The 17,538-nt window shown below is 41.1% G+C and carries 18 protein-coding genes; 12 read left to right on the top strand and 6 right to left on the bottom strand.

From position 1 onward, the window contains the following. Nucleotides 1–34: 34 nt before the first annotated feature. Complete coding sequence (locus Q0590_RS01090; RefSeq protein ID WP_302035622.1) at nucleotides 35–679, bottom strand: alpha/beta hydrolase; 645 nt, start codon at nucleotides 677–679, stop codon at nucleotides 35–37. A 34-nt stretch (nucleotides 680–713) separates the two neighbouring features. Further along, complete coding sequence (locus Q0590_RS01085) at nucleotides 714–1,649, bottom strand: ring-cleaving dioxygenase (protein ID WP_302035621.1); 936 nt, start codon at nucleotides 1,647–1,649, stop codon at nucleotides 714–716. Between the two features lie 398 nt (nucleotides 1,650–2,047). Between Q0590_RS01085 and Q0590_RS01080 the strand changes: the two genes are divergently transcribed. Together Q0590_RS01080 and Q0590_RS01075 are read left to right on the top strand one after the other, a co-directional pair. Next, on the top strand, nucleotides 2,048–2,596 hold the full coding sequence (locus Q0590_RS01080) for a cob(I)yrinic acid a,c-diamide adenosyltransferase (RefSeq protein ID WP_302035620.1): 549 nt from the start codon (nucleotides 2,048–2,050) through the stop codon (nucleotides 2,594–2,596). 109 nt (nucleotides 2,597–2,705) lie between these two features. After that, entirely contained in the window at nucleotides 2,706–3,770 is a 1,065-nt protein-coding gene (locus Q0590_RS01075; protein WP_302035619.1) for a branched-chain amino acid aminotransferase, read from the top strand. Nucleotides 3,771–3,867: 97 nt separating this feature from the next. Here the strand turns inward: Q0590_RS01075 and Q0590_RS01070 are convergent, their stop codons facing one another. Next, entirely contained in the window at nucleotides 3,868–4,428 is a 561-nt protein-coding gene (locus Q0590_RS01070) for a hypothetical protein (protein ID WP_302035618.1), read from the bottom strand. A 260-nt stretch (nucleotides 4,429–4,688) separates the two neighbouring features. Between Q0590_RS01070 and rpmG the strand changes: the two genes are divergently transcribed. The 7 genes from rpmG to Q0590_RS01035 all read left to right on the top strand — a co-directional run bounded on the left by rpmG (nucleotide 4,689) and on the right by Q0590_RS01035 (nucleotide 11,170). Further along, on the top strand, nucleotides 4,689–4,871 hold the full coding sequence (gene rpmG / locus Q0590_RS01065) for a 50S ribosomal protein L33 (RefSeq protein ID WP_302035617.1): 183 nt from the start codon (nucleotides 4,689–4,691) through the stop codon (nucleotides 4,869–4,871). A gap of 76 nt (nucleotides 4,872–4,947) precedes the next feature. Next, on the top strand, nucleotides 4,948–5,109 hold the full coding sequence (locus Q0590_RS01060; RefSeq protein ID WP_302035616.1) for a DUF4295 domain-containing protein: 162 nt from the start codon (nucleotides 4,948–4,950) through the stop codon (nucleotides 5,107–5,109). 97 nt (nucleotides 5,110–5,206) lie between these two features. Continuing rightward, nucleotides 5,207–6,181, top strand: coding sequence for a signal recognition particle-docking protein FtsY (gene ftsY, locus Q0590_RS01055; protein WP_302035615.1), 975 nt, complete (start codon nucleotides 5,207–5,209; stop codon nucleotides 6,179–6,181). A 55-nt stretch (nucleotides 6,182–6,236) separates the two neighbouring features. Beyond that, nucleotides 6,237–7,550, top strand: a complete 1,314-nt coding sequence (gene rimO, locus Q0590_RS01050) for a 30S ribosomal protein S12 methylthiotransferase RimO (RefSeq protein ID WP_302035614.1) — start codon at nucleotides 6,237–6,239, stop codon at nucleotides 7,548–7,550. A gap of 14 nt (nucleotides 7,551–7,564) precedes the next feature. After that, entirely contained in the window at nucleotides 7,565–8,047 is a 483-nt protein-coding gene (locus tag Q0590_RS01045; protein WP_302035613.1) for a hypothetical protein, read from the top strand. 178 nt (nucleotides 8,048–8,225) lie between these two features. Next, nucleotides 8,226–10,532, top strand: a complete 2,307-nt coding sequence (locus Q0590_RS01040; protein WP_302035612.1) for a TonB-dependent receptor — start codon at nucleotides 8,226–8,228, stop codon at nucleotides 10,530–10,532. Between the two features lie 83 nt (nucleotides 10,533–10,615). After that, nucleotides 10,616–11,170 carry a hypothetical protein gene (locus Q0590_RS01035; protein ID WP_302035611.1) on the top strand — a complete coding sequence of 185 codons (555 nt, stop codon included), beginning with the start codon at nucleotides 10,616–10,618 and terminating at the stop codon, nucleotides 11,168–11,170. Nucleotides 11,171–11,227: 57 nt separating this feature from the next. Here the strand turns inward: Q0590_RS01035 and Q0590_RS01030 are convergent, their stop codons facing one another. Then, the gene (locus Q0590_RS01030; RefSeq protein ID WP_302035610.1) at nucleotides 11,228–12,658 is read right to left on the bottom strand and encodes a hypothetical protein; all 1,431 of its coding nucleotides are present in this window, start codon (nucleotides 12,656–12,658) and stop codon (nucleotides 11,228–11,230) included. Between the two features lie 129 nt (nucleotides 12,659–12,787). Here Q0590_RS01030 and rbfA point away from each other — a divergent pair, with 129 nt between their 5' ends. From rbfA to Q0590_RS01015, 3 genes are all read left to right on the top strand, one after another. Continuing rightward, nucleotides 12,788–13,177, top strand: a complete 390-nt coding sequence (gene rbfA, locus Q0590_RS01025) for a 30S ribosome-binding factor RbfA (protein WP_302035609.1) — start codon at nucleotides 12,788–12,790, stop codon at nucleotides 13,175–13,177. An 83-nt stretch (nucleotides 13,178–13,260) separates the two neighbouring features. Beyond that, complete coding sequence (locus Q0590_RS01020) at nucleotides 13,261–14,070, top strand: class I SAM-dependent methyltransferase (protein WP_302035608.1); 810 nt, start codon at nucleotides 13,261–13,263, stop codon at nucleotides 14,068–14,070. Nucleotides 14,071–14,129: 59 nt separating this feature from the next. Further along, nucleotides 14,130–15,353: an FtsX-like permease family protein gene (locus Q0590_RS01015; RefSeq protein WP_302035607.1), complete on the top strand. Its 1,224-nt coding sequence runs from the start codon at nucleotides 14,130–14,132 to the stop codon at nucleotides 15,351–15,353. Between the two features lie 61 nt (nucleotides 15,354–15,414). Here Q0590_RS01015 and Q0590_RS01010 read toward each other — a convergent pair whose 3' ends face one another. Further along, nucleotides 15,415–16,236 (bottom strand): SPFH domain-containing protein, encoded by an 822-nt coding sequence (locus Q0590_RS01010; RefSeq protein WP_302035606.1) that lies wholly within the window; start codon nucleotides 16,234–16,236, stop codon nucleotides 15,415–15,417. Between the two features lie 262 nt (nucleotides 16,237–16,498). Then, nucleotides 16,499–17,512, bottom strand: coding sequence for an aspartate-semialdehyde dehydrogenase (locus tag Q0590_RS01005; RefSeq protein ID WP_302035605.1), 1,014 nt, complete (start codon nucleotides 17,510–17,512; stop codon nucleotides 16,499–16,501). Between the last annotated feature and the right edge of the window lie 26 nt (nucleotides 17,513–17,538).

Below are 17,538 nucleotides of genomic sequence, written 5' to 3'. Positions count from 1 at the left end.
TTTCATTTGCTGCGGGTTTTATAATGCTTTATTTTTAGGTAGTAAAATATTTATTGAACCATTCCACAGCCAGAATCACATCTTTCTGGGTAAGGTGATGCCCGGCAGGAATAGACGCGTGTGTTACATCAAATCCGTTAGCAAGCAACAGTTCTTCATATTTTTTTGTGTCAGCTGCCCGGATGGTGGGGTCAGTGGCACCAGAGCTGATAAATACTGGTGTTTGGTGGTTTGTTTTAAATTCTTGTATATGCGAAAGAGGTTTGGTTGGCCGCAATAACATAGCCCCTGCCAGCAGGTCGGGATAAAGCATCAGGCAGGCACCAGCTATATTGGCTCCATTAGAAAATCCTAAAGCAATTACTTTTTGGGCATCAAATTGCTGCTCTACAGCGGTTGATCTTACAAAGTGTACTAATTCATGAGTACGGAATTCTACATCTTTTTCATCAAACACACCCAGTGCCACCCGCCGGAAAAACCTGGGCATCCCATTTTCTAGTACATTGCCCCGCACACTCAGGATATTTACATTTTTTCCAAACAGTTCGGATAGCGGAATCAGATCATTTTCGTTTCCTCCGGTGCCGTGCAGCAGCAGTAGTGTATACCCATCTGGTTTTTCAGCAGCAATAAAACGGTGTTTTAAAGGTAGGTAATCCATGTTAATTTTGTTCATTCGTAGGTTCAGGGTTTATATGCAGAAGTTTACGTTACGTCAGTGGAACCAATGCCTGTTCTATTTCTTTTCTGCGAGGTTCGTATTGTGGTGGTAATTTTAGTTCAGTACCTAGTTTTTCCAAGGGTTCATCGGCCGTAAAACCGGGGTTATCGGTAGCAATTTCAAACAAAACGCCTCCTGGTTCCCGGAAATACAGCGAGTGAAAGTAATTCCGGTCTATTTGCGGGGTAATCTGAAAACCTTTCCTCTCAATAATTTCCCGGAATTTCATTTCAGTAGCATCATCTTTTACCCGGAAGGCAATATGGTGTACCGAACCCACCGCTACTTGCCCTCTGTTTTCTCCCACGGCTTCTACCAGGTCAATAATAGCAGCGCCTTCAATAGCATCGGTGGCAAAACGGTAGCGGTTTACATGCTCAGCTACTAATTTGTATCCAAAAATTTCGGTAAGAACATCAGCTGTTGGTTTAATCGAGCTCAGGGTAAGCGTTACATGATGAAATCCTTTGATGGCCTGCCTATCTGTAATCTGATCGGTGGTATGGCCTATCCGGTTGTCTGGAGTAGACGAAACTACCAGCTCCAGTTTAAGGCCGTCCGGATCAAGAACCGTTAAGTATTCTTCCTCAAACTTTTTAGCAGGTTTGTTGTAAATAATACCCTGCTCTGTAAAGCGGTTAAGCCAGAAATCCAGGCTTCCGGCAGGCACAGAAAAACCTACCTCGGTAGCCTGGCCTGTTCCTCGCCGGCCGCTTGCTGCCCCTTCCCAGGGGAAAAAAGTAAGAATGGTGCCTGGGGTTCCGTAATAATCACCATAATAGAAATGATAGGTATGGGGGTCGTCAAAATTTACTGTTTTCTTAATAAACCGTAGCCCAAGTATGCGGGTATAAAAATCAAGGTTCCTTTGGGCACTGCCGGCAATAGCTGTAACATGGTGTAAGCCAAGTATTCTATTCTCCATAGGTTGGGTAGTTTGAAAAGAGTAGTCTATTCTAGAACTATTTATTATAAATTAATAATTCTGCCGATGAATATACAAGTTTTTTTAACAGCCACAATATATCTTCCTGAGTTTGACGTACTCACTTATAAAATAGAGCTTTGTGAAGTTAAAATAGGTACTTGTTATCGGGTTATTTTGGCGTTGCTAGTGAAACATTTGGCAGGCCAGCAAGTTATTAACCCATTACTGCCAAACATTGGCCATAGCGTAGATAAATTCCGGTGAGCTATATAGAAATAACTCAAAAATGTATAACTTTTGCGCCCGGAAAATACAAAAGGCAGGAAAACAGTTTGCGGTATGAGTAATCAGCATTCAAGCAGGTTTAAACCGTATAGTTAACAAATGATTAGCGCATGAAAATATATACTAAAACAGGAGACCAGGGACAAACTTCGTTATTAGGAGGCACACGGGTGCTGAAATCGCATGACCGGATAGAAGTATATGGCACGGTAGATGAATTAAACTCCTACATTGGCCTGGTCAGAGACCAGGAAGTGAATGCCAGCAGAAGAGAAATTCTGAAAGAGATACAAGACCGCCTGTTTACTATTGGCGCTTCTTTAGCGGCTGATCCGGACAAAACAACGAAAAAACTACCCGACTTACTGGAGGCTGATGTAAAATTGCTGGAAGATGCCATAGACGATATGAGTACCAGCTTACCTGAATTGCGGTATTTTATACTTCCCGGCGGGCACCAGTCCGTTTCATTTTGCCATGTAGCCCGTTGTGTATGCCGCCGGGCGGAGCGGCTGGCAATCAGCCTGCGCCAGCAATCGTTTGTAGCAGAGTTGGTTATTGTCTATCTGAACAGGCTATCAGATTATCTCTTTGTGCTGTGCCGGAAGATGACTCAGGAGTTACAAGCGGAGGAGATTCCCTGGAAACCCAGGGTATAAACCTGACTAATACACCCGTGCCAAGGTTGAACACGAATAATTATTGCTCCTTGCCCGAACAGGGTTAGCTGAATATTTGCTACTTTTACAAAACCTAATTTATATACCTATGATAGATGTTCTGAACATCCAGACCAGCCAGGTAAAGACATCAAAAGTGAGTCAGTGCGATTTTGATAATCTGGTGTTTGGCAAAACTTTTTCTGACCATATGTTTGTAGCCACCTATGCAAACAATACCTGGCAGGATCTTAAAATTGTTCCCTACGGCGATATTACTATCAGCCCGGCCCTATCAGCCTTGCATTACGGACAAGCCATTTTTGAAGGACTAAAAGCCTATAAGAATGAAAAGGGAGAAGTACTTGTATTCCGTCCCATGGAAAACTGGAAGCGGATGAATAAATCTGCCGAGCGTTTGTGCATGCCTACGTTGCCAGAAGAGGTTTTTATGGGTGGACTTACCCAATTACTGGCCTTAGATAAGAACTGGATTCCGGCAAAACCAGGCTATTCTCTCTACATCCGGCCTTATATGTTTGCTGCCGACGAATATATTGGCGTACGTCCGTCTAATACGTATACTTTTATCATTTTTACTTCTCCGGTAGGAGCTTACTACTCTGCTCCGGTAAAAGTACGTGTGGAAACACATTATACCCGTGCAGCTGCCGGAGGAATGGGTTTTGCCAAAGCTGCCGGCAATTATGCTTCCTCTATGTTGCCTGCCCAGCTGGCACACAAAGATGGCTACGACCAACTGCTCTGGACAGATGCTAAAGAACATGCGTATTTTGAAGAGTCTGGCACCATGAATGTGATGTTTGTGATAAATGACACCTTAATAACACCGCCGGCTGCAGATACTATACTGAAAGGGATTACCCGGGATAGTGTGCTGCGATTGGCCAGAGATTGGGGAATGAAAGTAGAAGAACGCCCAGTGGCAGTGAAAGAGGTAATGGATGCTGTTAATAACGGCACCTTGCAGGAAGCTTTTGGAGCTGGCACAGCAGCTACTATTGCCCATATAGCGGTAATTGGGTATGAAGGCAAAGATTATACGCTGCCAGCCGTAACTGAACGGAAGTTCTCGAACAAAGTACTAAAAACCCTGGATGATATAAAAGTTGGCAAAGCTGCAGACCCTCATAACTGGATCTATAAAGTATAATTGACTTACTTAAACAAACAAACAGCCCTCGCAAGTGTTCAAAACTTGCGAGGGCTGTTTGTTTGTTATATGGTTTTTGTTTGGGACTGCTTTCAGGTTATTTTGGCCGGGCAATTTGAAGCTGCAATCCTGGAGATTCTTTTATTCCTACATCTTTCATTACAATCTTTGTGTTGTCTGCACTGTTCCAGGCAATGGTTTTTATCTCCTTAATTACCGGACTGCCATACTTTTCGGTAAAATAGGTAGTAAACTCTCTGTACAAACTATCTACTGCTGCTTTGTCGTCCAGGTACACGTCCAGGCGGAAGCCACTTATCCGCTTTTGTTTATCAAAGTAATAGAATACATCCGTGATCTCATCTTCCTGGTCATCCAGGGCAACAGTAAAACTCACAAAGTTAGTGCTGTCTTCCAGCGGAATGGTGTCTTCTCTGGTAATTACATCTTCTAAGGCATCGCCAAAATTAACACCCCGGATAATGCCCTCTTCGGATTTTATAATTTTCTGAAACTTAGAGCTATAACTGGCAAAAGCTGTTCTGTTTTCAGTAGTGTCAGCAGAAATAGCAACCTCAGTCTGTTCTTCCGGCTTTTGTTCGCTGCAGGCAATGCATAGGTATACTAAGAGCAGACAAATAGGAAATAGTATTTTCATAAAACTGTTTACAAGCTTGCGTACAGGAACGGACAAATGTACTAGATTGATTTGAAATAATATATCAATGAGTTCAAGTTGGCCTTGTATTTTCTTTGACTATTCACGCCGGTGCTTTCCATAGGTATTTGCTGGAGGGGTGAATACACTTAGCAGTTTGCAACAAAAAAATAAATACCCAATATGAATTTTCAGAAAAAAAACTTATCTTTGCGCTCTTAATTCAATTTAGCGGAAACTAATACTATTCACTGAAGATAATGGCTAAAAAAGGAAACAGAATTCAAGTGATTCTGGAATGTACCGAACAGAAAACTACTGACGTACCAGGCATGTCCAGATACATTACTACCAAGAACAGAAAAAACACAACAGCACGTTTGGAATTGAAGAAGTTTAATCCTTACTTAAGAAAAGTTACTGTTCATAAAGAAATTAAATAACTTGTGTGAATAGTCAGCATAGGCTGTGTAAACACTACCAGAATGCTGCTTTTCAGACATTAAACTCTACAAAAAAATGGCAAAGAAAGTAGTTGCAACATTAAAAAAAGAAGGTGGCGGTAAAAATTTCGCTAAAATTATTAAAGCTGTAAAATCAGACAAAACCGGAGCATACACCTTTAAGGAAGAGATGGTTCCTTTGGACCAGGTACAAAGTGCATTGAAATCCAATAGCTAGTGTTATTTTATATACTTATAATAAAAAAGTCCCCTACCAGGGACTTTTTTATTATATTATCACCTTATTCAATAAAACCTTATAACCTGCATCAGCCATGGGCTTATTCGATTTTTTCTCCAAAGAAACAAAGGAGAATAAAGAAAGCAAAGAATCTTTAGACAAAGGACTGGAAAAAACCAAAGACAGTTTCTTTTCCAAGTTAGGGAAAGCCGTCATGGGGAAATCCAAGGTGGACGACGAAGTACTGGATGAACTGGAAGACATACTTATTACCTCTGATGTAGGAGTAGAAACCACTCTGAAAATAATTAAGCGGATTGAAGAACGGGTAAGCCGGGATAAATATACAACTGCTTCAGAACTGGATAAACTGCTGAAAGAAGAAATTACTAAACTATTAGCCGAAAACAATGCCCAGGATATAAAGTCCTTCTTCACCAATACGGCTGCTAAACCCTATGTAATTATGGTAGTGGGCGTAAATGGCGTAGGTAAGACAACTACCATAGGTAAGCTAGCTTCTAAATTCCACCGGGCAGGCAATAAAGTGGTATTAGGCGCAGCTGATACCTTCCGGGCAGCTGCTGTAGACCAGTTAAAATTATGGGCAGAACGGGTAAATGTTCCTATCGTATCGCATGGCATGAATACAGACCCGGCTTCTGTGGCGTACGATGCCGTAAAACAAGGGGTAGATAGTGGAGCAGACATTGTCATTATTGATACAGCCGGCCGTTTGCACACCAAGGTGAACCTGATGAATGAATTATCTAAGATCAAACGGGTTATGCAAAAAGTAATTCCGGATGCACCTCATGAAATATTGCTTGTATTAGATGGCAGTACCGGACAAAATGCATTTATCCAGGCAAAAGAATTTACACGGGCTACCGAAGTAAATGCACTAGCCATTACAAAATTAGATGGTACAGCTAAAGGCGGCGTAGTAATTGGTATATCCGACCAGTTTAAGATACCAGTGAAATACATTGGTGTAGGCGAAAAAGTAGACGATTTGCAGATCTTTAACCGTCAGGCTTTTGTAGATTCTCTGTTTAAGAAGAAGTAAAAATTTAGGCACCTGTTAAGGAGCTAATTTAAAGGAAGAGGTGTTTAACTAACGAATGAAAACCAAAGGATCAAAGAAAAATAAAGTAAATATTGTTACACTAGGTTGTTCCAAGAACCTGGTAGATTCAGAAACAATTTACACGCAGCTGAAAGCTAACAAATTCAATGTTACCCATGAGTCGGCAAAAGATGATGCCAGTATTGTAATCGTTAATACATGTGGTTTTATAGATAATGCCAAGCAAGAGTCTATTGATACTATTTTGCGCTATGCAGATGCCAAAGAAAACGGCCTGATAGATAAGTTATATGTAACCGGCTGTTTATCGCACCGCTATAAAGACGATCTGGAAAAAGAAATACCCACTGTAGATGCGTATTTTGGTACCAATGAATTACCCCGCTTACTGAAAACACTAAAAGCCGATTACAAACATGAATTAATTGGCGAGCGTCTCATAACTACACCTACCCATTACGCTTATCTCAAAATAGCCGAAGGCTGCGACCGGCCTTGTTCATTCTGTGCTATTCCATTGATGCGAGGTAGCCATATTTCTCAGCCTATGGAAGTATTGGTACATCAAGCACAGAATATGGCAAAAAAAGGTACGAAAGAACTGATATTAATAGCTCAGGATCTAACCTATTATGGCCTGGATCTGTATAAAAGAAGAAATCTTTCCGAACTGCTTGCCAGACTTGCCGATGTAGAAGGTATAGAATGGATACGCTTACAATATGCTTATCCGGCAGGTTTCCCCTTGGATGTGCTCGATGTCATGCGGGAACATAGCAACATCTGTAAATACCTGGATATGCCCTTACAACACGGATCTTCAGAACTGTTAAAACTGATGCGCCGGGGGATTACCCGTGAGAAAACAGAAGCGCTGATAGATACTATCCGCGAAAAAGTACCGGGCATTGCTTTGCGGACCACCCTTATCTCCGGACATCCTGGCGAAACAGAAGCCCATTTTGATGAAATGTACAACTTCGTAGAAAAAATGCGCTTCGACCGCCTGGGTATTTTTACCTATTCACATGAAGAGAACACCCATTCACATTCCATGATAGATAGTGTTCCTCAGGAAATAAAGCAGGAACGGGCCGATGCTATAATGGCTTTACAAGAGGGCATTTCTTTTGAACTAAACCAATGTAAAATCGGTAATACATATAAAGTACTATTCGATCGAAAAGAGGGCGGCTACTTTATTGGCCGCACGGAATTTGATTCTCCTGAAGTAGATAACGAAGTACTGTTAGATGCAACACAACACTTTGTCAGGTTAGGCGATTTTACCACTGTAAAAATACTAGAAGCAGAAGAATTTGATCTGTATGCCGAGCCTGTACGCTAAACTACAGCCGGTTTATGAAAAATGTTCTCTCTACGTTTATTATTACTTCTGCTTGTGTAATCGGTAGTTTTCTAGGAATTATTGTATATGAGCTGGTGAGCGATTTTCTGTATTCTGGCACCTGGACCTGGTCTGTACTGACTTCCACTTTTTTCCAGGCTAAAGTAGTAAGCATTCTTACGGCTACCTTACTTGGCGCCATAGGTCAGGAGGTAATAATTCCAATTCAACATAAATTCACCTTCTGGCGCTACATCCGCAGAAGAAGCATGCTTAACTTTTCTCTCATAGCCGGAATAGCCCTGTCGCTGAGCGGCACCCTGGCAATTATCCTGAGCATTTTTATTACAGAAGACATCTCACTAGCCGATTTTTTTGTTAATAACTATATAGTCCGCCCGTTAAGTATTTTACCTGCGGCCTTTGTTTTTGGCGCCTGCTATGGACTTGGCCGTTGGAAAAGTTTCCAGCAAACCTTCAAAGGATATAGTTATTAGCTTTCTAAAAACTCTTGCATAAAATTTTTCTGCTCTTTAAAAGCAACAACGTTGCATTTAAAACCGTAAGTTGAGTATATTTGCAACAATATTGCAAGTTAGTCGAGTGCTTCGCTATTGTTTCTCAGAATTAATGTTTAGGGTAATCTTTAAAAGATATAGGGGATTTTTAACAGTCTTGTTTGCAGGACTAGTAGCCAGTATTGGCGGGTATGCACAAGCTCCGATTTCTACCATAGACTGCCGCTATCATATTCATGGCATTGTATATGACCAGAACCGGAAGCCGGTGTTGGGTGCGGCTATTTATGTAAAAGAACTGGCTAAAGGCAACGTAACTAATGAATTAGGAGACTTTACGATTGATGATCTGTGTATAGGCAGTTATACCTTAATATGCAGCTACGTAGGTTATGAAACTGATACTGCAATAGTTTCTATTGCTGCCGGAAGGTTAGTAGTCGAACAGAACTTTAAATTACAGGAAACAGGCATTGAGTTGGGAGAAGTAATTATTACCGAACAAAAAATTGCTCCGCCGGCCATGCAGCCACAAGTAACGCTGCAAGGAATAGACCTCGACCGGACCAGAGGACTAACCTTAGGTGAGTCATTGAAGGAAATTCCAGGCGTTACAACGATACAAACAGGGCCTTCGATTTCTAAGCCTGTCATTCATGGGCTGCATAGCAACAGGGTGTTAGTGATGAACAATGGCATACGCCAGGAAGGACAGCAGTGGGGGTCGGAGCATGCGCCAGAAATAGATCCTTTTATTGCCAAAAAGATAAATGTAGTAAAAGGGGCAGCAGGTGTACGCTATGGAGCTGATGCGATTGGAGGTGTGGTATTACTGGAACCTGCCTCTTTGCCCTTTGGGGTTGGTTTGTCAGGCGAGGTAAATGCAGTAGCTTCTACAAATAACCGGCAAGGGGTACTTTCAGGTATAGTACAAGGCGGATTTCCTAAGAACGATGCTTTTAGCTGGCGTGTACAAGGCACTGCTAAACGAGCCGGCAATTCCCATGCACCCGGGTACTATTTAAAGAATACAGGGGTAAGTGAGCTGAACTTTTCGTCGGCTGTAGGTTACCGGAAAGAAAAATTCGGAGCAGAGTTCTTTTATAGTCAGTTTAATACAAAGATTGGTATTTTCTCTGGAGCACATATTGGTAACCGGACAGACTTTGAAACAGCGCTTGCCAGCGATGGGCCCTTGCCCGAGCACCGTTCAGGATTTTCTTATACCATTGGCAGGCCGTTTCAGGATATTAATCATTATCTGCTAAAGGGAAATGCCTATTACTTATCAGATAAACTAGGGAAGTTCTCGCTGGCTTTGGGGCATCAGTTTAATTACCGGGCGGAATATGACAGCCATAAGCCTTTGGGGAGTGAGTTTGATGGCCCACAGATGCGTTTTCTGCTTAATACGTATACTACAGATTTTACCTGGGAACATAAGCCTATAAAAGGGCTGCTGAATGGCATGGTTGGAATAAACGGGATGTATCAGCAGAACGATATGCAGGGTCGGTTCCTCATTCCTGATTTTACCGGTAGTAACCTGGGTATATTTTTAGTAGAACGGCTGATTAAGAGCCGGTGGGAACTAGAGGCGGGAGCCCGCTACGATGTTCGTCGGTTAGATGTAGATATGGCAAGGATACGGGAGAAGTCAGATCCGTCCCGTACTTTTAGCCAGGTTTCCGGAACATTAGGCGCTACCTATAAATTCTCACCTAGCCTTTCAACAAAGCTGAACGCGGGCATGGGCTGGCGTCCACCTTCCGTTAATGAATTATACAGCGATGGCATTCACCATGGTGAAGGCAGTTATATCAAAGGGGATTATACTTTACAAGATGAAACAGCTTATAATATCACGGCAAATCTGACGTATACCAGCCCTAAATTTCAGGCGGAGCTAGATGGGTATCATTATTTTTATAATAACTACATTTATCAACAACCGGAGTTTCCTGGCGTACTGACTATCCGTGGATATTTTCCCCTATTTGTTTTCCGGCAAACAGATGCTAATCTAAGTGGAATAGATCTGGCAGCAACGTATGCCTTTTCTCATCATTTTTCTCTTCGTGCAAAATACTCTATAGTTAGGGCCACCAGCCGCACAACCGGTGATCCTCTGCCCTTTATATCCCCAGACAGACTGCAAAGCACCCTACGGTACCATGTTCATCACTGGCTGGGAATGGATAACATTTATATTTCTCTAGGTAATGTATATGTAGCCAAACAATGGAGGTTACTGCCTAATAGTGATTATGCGCCTCCACCAAGTGCCTATATGCTGTTTGATGCGGAAGTAGGCTTTTCAGTGCCAGGGGTTAAAAATATGGATGTTGGGGTTACAGTGAGTAACCTGCTAAATACCAGCTATAGGAATTACCTGAACCGCTTCCGCTACTATGCAGATGAAGTTGGAAGAAATGTCAATTTCAGAATAAAATACAGCTTTTGAGTGAAGAGCAAACGACAAGGGTGATTCTTAGCAAGAAAAATTAGTCTCAATCAATTTTACCTATTAACCAAACCTTCTAAACTATGTTAAAACCACAAAAACTAATTCTTGGATTAACTCTGTTCGCGCTTGTAACAGCCGGCTGTAAAAAGGATGACGATGTAATACCTGAGGATGAGCAAGAGCTAATTACAACTATCCAACTAACGTTAACCAATGTAACTAACTCTACAGAAACAGTTACTGCTACCTGGCGGGATATAGATGGCCCTGGTGGTGCAGACCCAGTCATTACAGGACTTACGTTAAGGCCCAATGTTACCTATACCGGCCGGATCGAATTTCTGGATGAATCCAATGCAAATAGTCCTGAAGATATAACCGAAGAAGTAGAAGAAGAAGGAGCAGACCATGAAATTTTTTATGAGGTCTCTGGGGCTAATCTGACTGTTACTAACAGAAATACTGATGCAAATGGGCTGCCTTTAGGGACAAGTGCTAACTTTGCTAGTGCTGCGGCCAGCACGGGTACCCTAACAGTTATTCTAAAGCATAAGCCAGGAAGTAAAGCAGCCAACGATCCGGTAACCAAAGGAGAAACCGATATTGAGGCTGAGTTGCCGGTGCAAATTCAGTAAAAATAAATACCTGTATTCAGTTAACAGGAGTAGAAGATTCTATTCCTGTTAACTGAATTAATTTTCTATACGATTGGCAGAAGAGGGCTGCCCTTTCCGGATATACACATTAGAGTTTTGTTCTTTTGCATAATACTGAGCCAGTGCCGGAATCCGTGTAAACAATTCTGCAATTTTTCCATTCTGGTCGATAATTACATCGGGCATATCTTTTCTGAAGTTTTCATATATCTCCACTACGTTTACATAATCTTCCAGGTAATTAAAATGCCTCTCTGCCAATGACCATTCCAGGTAGGGGGTGGCCAGTTTGTTATATAAATAGCCTTCCAGGTTATCGCCGGCAACAAGCAATTTTTTGTTTGTTATCTTAGTGTTCTGCGTTTCATTTACGACTAATTTATTCAGGTCTACCCAGCTGAATAAAGAAAAAGCAGTACTAAAGTTGATGAACACCACAGCCAGCAACAAACACATAAAAATCAGGTCGGCTAGTATTTTTTTACGGATGGTTAGTAATAAGTGTGTTCCGAAGAAAACAACCACAGGCACAAATACAATTAATTGATAAGGAGCTACCGAAGGAACTACCAATAAACACAAGCCGGCGGTAATAGCCCACATAAACAAGGCTTGCTGGCACCGGATCTGGTAATGAATAAAACGGGTGTCTCCTCCGAATAGCTGAAAAGCAGAAAGTGCCAGAATCGCTATAAAAGGAGAAGCCAGCAAAAGCATATCCTGGAAAGATACATAGTAGGTTTTATGGAATTCCAGCAGACGCAGAATGGAGTTATAATAAAGATCTTCCAGCCCGTTAATCATGTAGAAAAACAAAGCAGCCAATCCGAGAGTAAATATAAAGCCAAACAGCATTAAAAAGTATTTTCTAGCATTGGTAGCAGCCAGCAGCAGAAAACAAATAAAGGCGTATGCGGCAAACAAAGCCAGAGGAAAGTAAAACAACGTAGCGACACCTATATAAAATCCAATAGAGAACACCTCATCGTTGGACGCTTCATCATTAATGTGGGAAAAAAGTCCATCCAGGGCCAGCAGCAGAAAAGTGATACTCATGAGCATAGGCGACAGGGTGAAAAAATCGAAAAAGAGACCCATGCAGAGTACATACAGCAACAAGGGCAGGTTTGACTTTTCCGGGTACTGCTGATGTTTTTGTAAGGAATGATTAAAATATAATCCTTGTAAGATTACCAGCATCAATGCAAGAATCTGGTAAGAAAGTTGAGATCTTCCAACGAATAGGTCAAGCAGCCAGTAAACAAAGCCGGAAAGGGGACTTACATCGCTCCAGATTTGTTTGTACATCATAAATCCTTCGCCCATCCGCTCGCCAACCAGCATCCATTTTAACTCAGGAACAATTAAGGGAACGCTATTTGTTAGTATAGGTAAATGAATGACTATCAATAGTAAAAATGCAATAATTACTGTGATGAGTTGAGAAATTTTAAAAAAATTAATCAAAGCTGTTGGGTTTAAATAAGAATGTTACTAAATATTATTTATATCGTATAAATACAAATATGCTTCTATCAAAATTATAGCAATATTGAAAATTATTACGAAAAAAGTGTAGATATTTGCAGGGAAAACATGGAAAGTAAGAGACAACAAAAATTTGCACGGTTAATACAGAAAGACCTGAGCGAAATTTTTCAGAGAGATGCGAAAAGTTTGTTTGGAGGAGCTTTTATAACTGTGACGGATGTAAAGGTGAGCCCTGATTTGGGGTTAGCGAAAGTATATTTAAGTTTTATGCTTTCAAAAGACAAAAGCGGATTATTAGATACGATAAAAGAAAAAAGTAAATCAATTCGGCAAATGCTTGCTTCTAAGATAAGGAACCAGGTACGGGTAATTCCCGAACTGGCCTTTTATTTAGACGATACTATTGAACATGCATCTAGAATGGATGCACTTATAGCAAACCTGCACATTCCACCTGCCTCCGAAGAGGATAAAGACAACGGAGTTAACCCATAAACCAACATTATCTGTTGTTGATCCTAACCCCTATGAACCATTCTATTTATTGAGATGGTGTATAATTTTATGTGTGACTGATTATGCGATACGAACCTGTTAAAAAACGCTTAGGCGGTTTTTTTGGAAAATCTTCCTTATTACGAAAAGTTTTTTATAAGTTATTGGATTTGTTGCTTTTGCGTGCCTGGCACATCCACAAAGAGTTAAAGGCATGGGCGAAGGACAAGCTAGACAAACACATACATATTCTGGATGCGGGTGCTGGTTTTGGGCAACATACGTATTTTCTGGCAAATATGAGCCCCAAATGGAGCGTACTAGCTGTAGATGTAAAGCAAGATGATGTGTGTGAATGCAATCATTTCTTTCACCGTACCGAAAAGAATAATGTGCTTTTCAGAACTGAAGACCTTACTAAATTTCAGCAACCCGATACATTTGATTTGATTTTATCGGTAGATGTGATGGAATATATTAAGGAAGATTGTAAAGTGCTGAAAAACTTTTATCATTCATTGAAAGAAGATGGATTGCTGTTGCTTACGGTGCCTTCCGACAAAGGTGGCTCAGACGTGTACAAGCCCGGCGATAAGTCTTTTATTGAAGAGCATATCCGGAATGGATACAGCACCGCTGAAATGAAGCAAAAGCTGAAAAAAGCTGGCTTCAGCAAAGTAGACATCAAATATACGTATGGTACACCTGGGAACCGGTCATGGCGGCTTTCGTTAAAGTATCCGATGCTGATGGTGGGTACTTCCAAGTATATGTTTACTATGTTACCCTTCTACTATTTACTGATATTTCCGGTCTGCTACCTGCTCAACTACCTGGATGTAACCCATGAGCACAAGACGGGTACCAGTATTTTAGTGAAAGCCTATAAATAATTATGAATTATGGATGGTAGAATTGTAACTTTGCAATCCATTGTTTTTTCAGTCAAAATTTGAATCTAGCTCTTTTTATAGCCAGAAGGTACTTCTTCTCCCGCAAGAAGAAGAATTTTATAAATATCATTTCCAACATATCCATGATTGGGGTATGCGTGGGTACCATGGCACTGGTGATTGTATTATCTGTATTTAATGGCTTAGAAGACCTTTTTCGCAGCCTGTATGGAACATTCAACTCGCAGATTCAGGTAAAAGCAGCCGAGGGTAAATTTTTTGAGTTAACTCCGGAACTGCTTAGCTCCATAAACAGTGTAGAAGGTGTAGAATCTGTTGCCGAAGTTATTGAAGATAATGTAGTACTCACGTACCGGGAGGCGCAGAGTATTGTAAAAATGCGTGGTGTCAGCAATAATTTTTTAAAGCAAAATGGTCTGGATTCGGTGATCGTAGCTGGTAAACTTGTGCTACAGGAAGATGGCGTAGATTATGCTATTATGGGCAGTGGCGTACAGTTTATGCTTTCTGTTTCGCTGAAAGATGACTTATATCCCCTGCAAATATGGTATCCAAATAACACCAAGAAGACCATTGATCTTAATTCTCCCAATGCTATATTCCGGAAGCCTATCCGGCCGGGGGCTGTATTTGCCATAGAACAACAATACGATAACAATTATATCTTTGTGCCTCTCTCTTTTGCCCGCGACCTGGTACAAGCAGGGAATAACCGTACCTCTCTGGAGATAAAAACCGCCTCTGGTATCGATATAAGGAAGGTGCAGAATGCACTTAAAACTAAACTAGGTAATCAGTACACGGTTCAAAACCGGGATGAGCAGCATGCAAACCTGTTACGGGCTATTCAATTTGAAAAATTATTCGTCTATATCACGTTTTCCTTCATTCTGGCTATTGCTTCCTTCAATATATTCTTTTCGCTGACGATGCTTGCTTTAGATAAGCAAAAAGACGTTGCCGTACTTTCTGCCATGGGAGCTTCTGCCGGATTTATTAAAAGATTATTTATTACCGAAGGAGCTATTATTGCTTTTACTGGCGCTGCAACAGGTATCGTACTGGGATTTGTTATTTGCTGGCTGCAACAAACTTTCGGCTTTGTCTCTATGGGTATGCAAACATCAGTGGTAGATGCCTATCCGGTACAAATGCGGATAGAAGATTTTGCCAGAGTTGGGCTTACGATTATTGTCATTGTATTTGTCGCTTCCTATTTCCCTGCAGTAAAAGCCTCCAAAAATATAGATGCAAAACTATAAAAAACACCTCATAGGTTTCCAAATTCTATGAGGTGTTTATGGTTAAGTAAATAACAAGTGATTATTCCTTGCTGATATCTTTGAAAATCTGTGGTACAACCCCATATTGAGGCAATTGTCCATTCCACTTCTCTAAAAATTGTTGCTGAATTAGCAGAGGAGTTAAGGTTTGCTGGCGTTTCATGTTAGCATACGCTTCTGCCTCCGCCTGAATTTTTAACGATTCTGCATTGCCTTCCGCCTGGGCTCTTTTAATTTTTGCTTCTGCTTCTGCCTGCTTAATTTTGTTTTCTGCCTGCATAGCTACTTGAATAGCTGTGTTTTTTGCATCAATAGCCGCCTTTAATGAGGCAGGCGGCGTGAGAGATGTGGTTAATTGCTGTAAAATAAAGCCTTGCGACTCCAATTGCTGATTAAGTAATTTTTTAGCCAACGATTCATACTCTTCCCGGTGCGACATTAAAGAGTCAGCCGTATATTTATTCGTAGCAATGCGGTAAGCTTCCAGCGTTGCTGTTTTTAAAAAGCCATCTTCTATTTGTGGTAATTCCTTCCGGTACTGTTTGAAAAGAGCAGGTACTTTCTCAGAATTAACATAATAGTTAATAGCCGGAGCTACCGTAAACTCAGAAGCATCTTTGCTGTTAACCACAAATGGCTCATATTCCTTATGCTGTGTATAGGTAGGGAATTCAAAAATGGAAGCCGTAAACGGATTATAAAACACGGTACCAGTCACTACTACCACATCGTCCACTCCTTTATCATCGCCAAACTGGTTTACCCGTATTCCTACATGGCCTGCATCTATTCTTTCGAAAGCGCAGGAAGTTACACTCAAACATGCCATGGCCGGCAATAGTATACGATAGATTTTTTTCATCTTCTTAAGGAAATTGGTTAATATATGTTTAATGAGGAGAAAACCGGAAAGTAATGCAGTGTTGAAAAAAATATTAATTCTGCATATGTTTTGCGGGATGATTTTGGCAAAAAACCAATAGGTGAAATATTAAAAAACATACCATTAATGCTCAGTGCTTATAGAAGGTAAAATAGCAGGCAGATGAATGAGAGGGGAGAAAATAAAAACACCTCACAAGTTTAAAACCTATGAGGTGATGTATAGAAAGTTAGTGAATACTCTAAAAGGTTACAGCAGCTTCAGAACGGATAATCTTATTAGCCATCAGGTACTCTGCAATTTGTACAGCATTGGTTGCTGCCCCTTTGCGGAGATTATCTGCCACAATCCACATATTTAATGTTTTGGGTTGCGTTTCATCTCTTCTCAGGCGGCCTACAAATACCTCGTCTTTGCCATGTGCTAGCAAAGGCATAGGATATTTAAATGCTTTTACATCATCCTGAACAATTACGCCGGGCGCCTGCTCCAGTAAACTACGCACTTCCGCTAAGTCAAACTCCTGCTCAAATTCTATATTTACTGACTCTGAATGTCCGCCAATTACAGGTATACGTACAGTGGTAGCTGTTACCCGGATGCTGTCGTCTCCCATGATCTTCTTGGTCTCATTAACCATTTTCATTTCTTCTTTTGTATACCCATTATCCAGGAATACATCAATGTGCGGCAATACATTCAGGTCTATCTGGTGAGGATATACTTTAGCGCCTTCTTTTCCATTACGTTCATTCATCAATTGATCTACCGCATTTTTGCCAGTACCAGTTACGGACTGATAAGTAGATACAACAATGCGTTTTACTTTATATTTTTTGTGCAAAGGTGCCAGCGCCACCACCATTTGAATAGTAGAGCAATTGGGGTTGGCTATTACTTTATCTTCAGCCGTTAATACATGTGCATTTACTTCTGGTACTACCAGTTTGTTTGCCGGATTCATGCGCCAGGCAGACGAATTATCTATTACGACTGTGCCTACTTCTGCAAATTTAGGCGCCCATTCCAGGGAGGTAGAGCCGCCGGCAGAGAAAATAGCAATGGCAGGCCGGGCATCTATGGCTTGCTGCATGCTATGCACCGTATATTGTTTACCCTTCCAGCTAACTTTTTTTCCAACAGATTTTTCGCTAGCTACAGGGATTAATTCTGTAACAGGGAAATTCCTTTCTTCTAGCACTTTTAACATTTCGCCGCCTACCAGACCGGTGGCGCCTACAACAGCTACTTTCATAACAAACGTATTTATTGATATAATTT

The sequence above is a fragment of the Rhodocytophaga aerolata genome (assembly GCF_030503435.1).
Taxonomy (GTDB): Bacteria; Bacteroidota; Bacteroidia; order Cytophagales; family 172606-1; genus Rhodocytophaga; species Rhodocytophaga aerolata.
This window is presented reverse-complemented; position numbering and strand designations above follow the sequence as displayed.